Origin of the sequence: Rubrivirga sp., assembly GCF_049648075.1 — a bacterium.
Lineage (GTDB): Bacteria > Bacteroidota > Rhodothermia > Rhodothermales > Rubricoccaceae > Rubrivirga.
In genome coordinates, this window is the sequence record NZ_JBARYR010000739.1 from 1 (window position 1) to 6,055 (window position 6,055).

Below are 6,055 nucleotides of genomic sequence, written 5' to 3' on the forward strand. Positions count from 1 at the left end.
GTGAGGGGGTACCGGGGGTACGCTTACCTCGAGACGCCGGGCGACGCGACCGACGGCCTGGACAACGACAACGACGGGATCACGGACGAGCGCCGCGACAACGGGGCCGGCGACCGGATCGAGGGCCAGGAGAACATCCGAGGCGCGATGCTCGCCCGGGGCTACAACATGATCGCCTTCGAGGCCGAGTACGGCCCGCTCGAGCAGCGCCCGGCCTTCGTGGCCGGCGTCTGGTGGACGGGCGACGAGGACCTCGACTGGACCGCCGAGTTCTCGGACACGGGCGCCGACGGCGTCTATGCCGACGACATCACGTTTGGCTCGGGCACGCCCGACGCCGGCGAGAACGACGGGATGCCGACCGACGGCGAGCCCAACTTCAACCAGACCGACATCACGGAGTCCGACCAGATCGGGCTGACGGGGTTCAAGCTCAATCGGATCGCGGGCGCGGGCGAGACCGACGGGATCGTCTTTTTCGAGAACGAGCGGAACTGGCCCGAGCGGCTGTACGACCAGTTCTCGAACCCGAACCCCAGCGTCGCCTTCGACCCGACGATCGTCAACAACTACAACGTCGGGTTCCTGTTCGCCTCCGGCCCGTTCACGCTCGACGTGGGCCGAAGAGAGCGGTTTAGCCTGGCGCTGGCGTACGGCTCGAACCTGCTCGACTTGCAGGACAACGTCGAGGTCGTGCAGTCGATCTACGACGCCAACTACCAGTTCGCGACGCCACCGCCCCAGCCAACGGTCCAGGCCTTTGCCGAGGACGGCCGCGTGACGCTGACCTGGGACACACGGGCCGAGCGGTCGATCGACCCGGTCTCGAACCTCAACGACTTCGAGGGCTACCGGATCTACCGCTCGACGGACCCCAACTTCCTCGACCCCCAGGTCATCTTGGACGGCCGCGGGACGGGTCCGATCGGGAATGGCCGGCCGATCGCCCAGTTCGACTTGGACAACGACATCCGAGGGTTCTCGACCATCGCCGTCGCCGGCATCCAGTATTTCTTAGGCGACGACACCGGGATCACGCACCGCTGGACCGACACCGACGTCATCAACGGCCAGACGTACTACTACGCCGTGACGGCGTACGACAGCGGCTCGGACGACTTCAACTTCTACCCGTCCGAGAACGCGATCACGGTCTCGAGGACGCTGCGCGGCGGGACCATCCTGCCGCCCAACGTGGTCCAGGTACGGCCCAACGCCCGCGTGCCCGGCTACGTCGGCGCGTCGGCGAGCGAAGCCGCGCAGGTGTCAGGCACGGGCACGGGCACCGTCGAGGTCGGCGTGTTCAACTCGGACCTGGTGCCGGAGGGCCGCTTCAGGATCGTGTTCGAGGCCGGCACCGACAGCATCCGTGCTCAGTCGTACTCGCTGGTCAACGCCGACACGGGCGAGATCCTGATCGAGGGCGGCACCGAACTCGAGGGCGGAGACACGGGGCCGATCGCGCTCGGGCTCCAGCCGGTCGTGAACACCATCGCCCAGGTCCAGGTCGATCCGGACGCGAGCGGGTTCACGTCGGGCTCGGTCGGCCTGACGCTGCTGGGCTCGTACCAGAACGGGCTGCCGAACAACCTGCGGCGGCCGGGCTACCCCGAGGACGTCGTCATCACGTTCTCGGACACGCCGCAGTCGACCTCGAGGCCGGCCATCGGCCAGCCGGCGACGGAGGCCAAGTTCCGGGTAACGGGCGTGGACTCGGGGTTCGAGTACCCGTTCTTTTTCCGTGACAACAACGGCGACGGGACGCTGAGCGCTCAGGGTGAGTTTATCGACCTGCTGACGCCGGAAACGGAGGGCTCGACGCGGGTCCGCCCGACGTGGCGGATCCAGGTCACCGACGGCCAAGCCGTGCCGACGACGGGCGACGTGTACCGGATGGTGGTCCAGGTGCCGTTCGGTGCCGGTGACACGTTCGAGTTCACGACGACGACGGCGCGCGTCGACCAGACCCGGGCTCAGAGCCAGTTTGAGGAGCAAGAGCCGTACGTGGTCCCGAACCCGTACGTGGCCGCCGCCTCGTTCGAGCCCGAGCGGTTCGCCACGGCGGGTCGTGGACAACGCCGCATCGAGTTCCGCGCCATCCCGGCCAGCGCCACGATCCGCATCTACACCGTCACCGGTGACCTGGTGCAGACGCTCCGGCACGACGGCATGACGACGGGCATGGTGCCGTGGGACCTGCGCTCGAAGGACAACCTCGAGGTCGCACCGGGCCTCTACATCTTCCACGTGGACGCCCCCGACATCGGGGAGTCGACGGGTCGGTTCGCCATCATCAAGTAGCTGTCATGACACGCACGATTCTATTGATGGCGGCCCTGGTCGCCAGCGCTCCGGCCTTCGCCCAGACCAAGACCGGGACCACGTTCGGGCAGTTCTTGCTCATCGAGCCCGACGCGGCCATCGCGGCCCAGGGCAACGTGGGCGCGACGGCCCGCTCGAACGCGATGGCGGCCTACTACAACCCCGGCGCGCTGGGCGCTCAGACGTCCTCGAATGCGGGCTTCTCGCACAGCACGTGGCTGGCGGACATCGACTACAACTACGCCACGGTGGCGCTCAAGATGGGCTCGGCCTCGACGGTGTCGCTGTCGGTGCAGTCGCTGTCGTCGGGCGACATCGACGTTCGCACGACGGACCAGCCGCTGGGGACCGGCGAGCGGTACTCGGTCGAGGACCTGGCCATCGGGATCGGCTTCGGGCGGCAGTTCACGGACCGCTTTTCGGCCGGCGCCCAGGTCAAGTACGTTCAGGAGACGATCTGGCGGAGCTCGGCCCGCACCGTCGCCCTCGATGCCGGCGTCATCTACGAGTTGCCGTTTCGTGCCATCCTGGGCGCCAGCATCTCCAACTTTGGCCTGCCGACGAGCTTCAACGGGACCGACCTGCGGATCCGGTTCGACCAGGACCCCGACACCTTCGGTGACAACGACAACCTGCCCGCCGCCCTCGAGACCGACGAGTACGCGCTTCCGGTCTCGTTCCGGGTCGGCATGAGCGTCCCGGTGCAGATGGGCGACAGCCGCGTTACGCTCGCGGCCGACGCCTACCAGCCGAGCGACAACAGCAACAGCATCAGCGTCGGCGGCGAGTGGACGTACGCGAACCTGATCTCGGCGCGGGCCGGCTACCAAGATCTGTTCCTCGAGGACGGAGAGGGCGGGCTCCGGCTGGGCGGCGGCCTTCAGTACCGCGCGAGCGGGTTCGACATCACGTTCGACTACGCCTGGGGCGACCACGGGCAGCGCCTCGGCTCGACGCAGCGGTTTACGCTGGGGATTGGGTTTTAAGGGGGTGGGGATTGGGGGAGAAAGGCGTCGAGGTCGGTTTCGCGGCCTCGAGGTCGGCCCCAGCTTCAAGTCCTTCCGTTTCGTCCTCGAGGCCGGCCCTCCCCATCGCTCGCTTGCGACCTCGAGGTCGTTCTAATTCCTACCGCTCCCGCGCCCTGACCCGCGTGCTCCGCTCTCTCCTCTTCTCCGCTCTCCTAGCCGGTTCGGCGGTCGCTCAAACCGCGACGCCGATCTTCGACGAGGCCGACGGCAGCTCGTATGCGGCCTCGAGGGGCGCCGCCGTCGGCGACGCGAGCCTCGTCCTCGAGGACGGGCGGCTGCCGGTCGAGAGCGGCGACGCGGCGAGCGGCAGCGACTACGGCGTGCTGACCTACGAGTGGGGCATCGGCTCGTGGTCCGTGCTGGTGGGCGCGCCCGGCTTTGGACCACTCGATCTCGGGGCCGCCGACAGCTTGGTGGTGTTTCTTAACGGCCCAGTGGGCGTGCCCGGCGTCTCCCTCCCGCGGCTCGCCCTCGAGGACGCCGACGGGGACCGCACGGTGGGGCTGAGCCTCGACTTCAGGACACGCGTGGGGTTCAACCGAAACGGGAGCGGGTTCCTGCCTGGCTCGGCGTCCGACGCACGCCTGAGCGTGTCGTACCTCGGGTCGCTCCCGGCCGACCTCGTGCGGCCGGGCTACCCGGAGTCCCTGCGCATCACGTTCGCCGACACCGCCGTCACGATCTCGAGGGCGTCGATCGGCGTGCCGTCCGTGCCCGCCAACTTTAGCGCCGCGACCGAGGGCGGACTCGACCTCGAGTTTCAGTTTCGCGACACGGACGGCGATGGGACGCTGAGCGTCGCCGGTGAGACCGTCACCGTCCTGACGCCCGACCCCGCGACGGGCCGGCTCCGTCCGACCTGGACCCTCGAGGTCACCGGCACGCCGACCTCGAGGCCGGCCGACGGCGATGTCTACCGACTGGCCGTCTTCAACAGCGGCATCGACGACGACCCCGCGACGTGGCAACGCCGCGCCATCGCCATCGACGACTTCGGTCCGCTGGGCGACGTGGACGCGTCCCGCATCGCGGGCGTCGTCGTCTTCGAGGGCGACGCCCCGACCTCGGCGCGGACGGTCTGGGTCGACGCGCTCTCGGCGCTGGCGTACGATGACGATCCCGAGGGGCCTGCCGCGCCGACCTCGATCGTGACGGAAGTAGGCGACGAGACCGTCAAGCTGAGTTGGACGCCGGCGACCGGGGCGAACGGCGTCGTGGTGTACCGGCAGTCGGCGCCGGGCGAGGCGTTCGAGCGGATCACGGACTCGATCGTGCGCCAGTCGACCTACTTCGACCTCGACGCGCCGAACGGGCAGACCGTGCGCTATGTCCTGCGGTCGGCCGTCTTCATGGGGCTCGGCGACCCGCTCTTGGGGCCGGACTCGGCGCCCATCGAGGCCGCCGCCGGAGGCAAGAACGACCCGTACATCGACGCGACAGCGCGGCTAGCGTTCGACTACTTCTGGACCGAGGCCAACCCAGCAAACGGGCTCGTTAAGGACCGGAGCACGCCCGGCTCCGCGTCCTCGATCGCGGCCGTCGGGTTCGGGCTGTCTGCGATTACCGTCGGCATCGACCGGGGGTGGATCACGCGCGAACAGGGCGTCGAGCGGACGCTGGCGACGCTGGAGTTTTTCGCGACGTGCCCTCAGAGCGACGCGTCGAGCGGGACGTGCGGCTACCGCGGCTTCTTCTACCACTTCCTCAACATGCAGACCGGCGAGCGCGCCGGGACGAACGAGCTCTCGACCATCGACACGGCGCTCCTGCTGGGCGGCATCTTGCACACATCGACGTACTACGACGGCGCCGGCGACGAGGCCCGCATCCGAGACCTGGCCGACGCGATCTGGCGACGCGTCGAGTGGGACTGGGCGACGCCGCGCGGCCCGCTGGTGAGTCTGGGCTGGAAGCCCGAGAGCGGCTTTATCCCGTTCGACTACGGCGGCTACAACGAGGCCATGATCCTGTACCTCTTGGGCCTGGGCTCGCCGACGCACGCCCTCGAGGACGCGACCTGGGACGCCTGGACGAGCACGTACCGCTGGCAGACGCACTACGGCCTGTCGTTCGTCGTCTTCCCGCCCTTGTTCGGCCACCAGTACAGCCATGTCTGGTTCGACTTCCGCAACACGCAGGACGACTACATGCGGGACCGTGGGATCACCTACTTCGAGAACAGCCGCCGCGCGACCCTTGCCCAGCGCGCCTATTCGATTGACAACCCGGGCAACTTCCCGAACTACTCCGCCGACGAGTGGGGACTGACAGCGTCCGACGACCCGTTCGGCTACCGAGCCCACGGTGCCCCGCCAGCCCAGAGCGACAACGGGACCATCACGCCGACCGCCGCGGGCGGCTCGTACGCGTTCACGCCCGGCATCTCGCGCGATGCGCTGCGGACGTTCTACGCGCGCTACAGGGGCGGGCTCTGGGGACCGTACGGATTGAAAGACGCCTACAACGTCCGGGAAAACTGGTTCGCGAGCGACTACCTCGGCATCGATCAGGGACCGATCGTGCTGATGATCGAGAACCAACGGACGGGCGCCATCTGGGAGGCATTCATAACGCACCCCGACGTCCGCCGAGGAATGGAGCGCGCCGGCTTCGACCTCTCCCCCGTCGCCGACGAGGAGTCTGCGTCCTCGAGGACGACGCTCGCCCCACCGTCACCCAACCCGTCCGCCGGCTCGGTTCGCGTC

Annotated in this window: 3 protein-coding genes; all 3 read left to right on the forward strand. The window is 68.5% G+C overall.

The window, feature by feature from the left end:
• A partial coding sequence (locus WBA11_RS19540; protein WP_424522303.1) for a hypothetical protein occupies positions 1–2,301 on the forward strand: 2,301 nt, incomplete at its 5' end.
• Positions 2,302–2,306: 5 nt separating this feature from the next.
• Positions 2,307–3,308: a PorV/PorQ family protein gene (locus WBA11_RS19545; protein ID WP_424522304.1), complete on the forward strand. Its 1,002-nt coding sequence runs from the start codon at positions 2,307–2,309 to the stop codon at positions 3,306–3,308.
• Between the two features lie 164 nt (positions 3,309–3,472).
• Positions 3,473–6,055, forward strand: a 2,583-nt coding sequence (locus WBA11_RS19550; protein WP_424522305.1) for a glucoamylase family protein, incomplete at its 3' end; no start/stop codon positions are given.

Coding starts and splice junctions, on each gene's coding strand:
- WBA11_RS19545 (WP_424522304.1), top strand. CDS start 2,307: ATGACACGCACGATTCTATTGATGGCGGCCCTGGTCGCCAGCGCTCCG.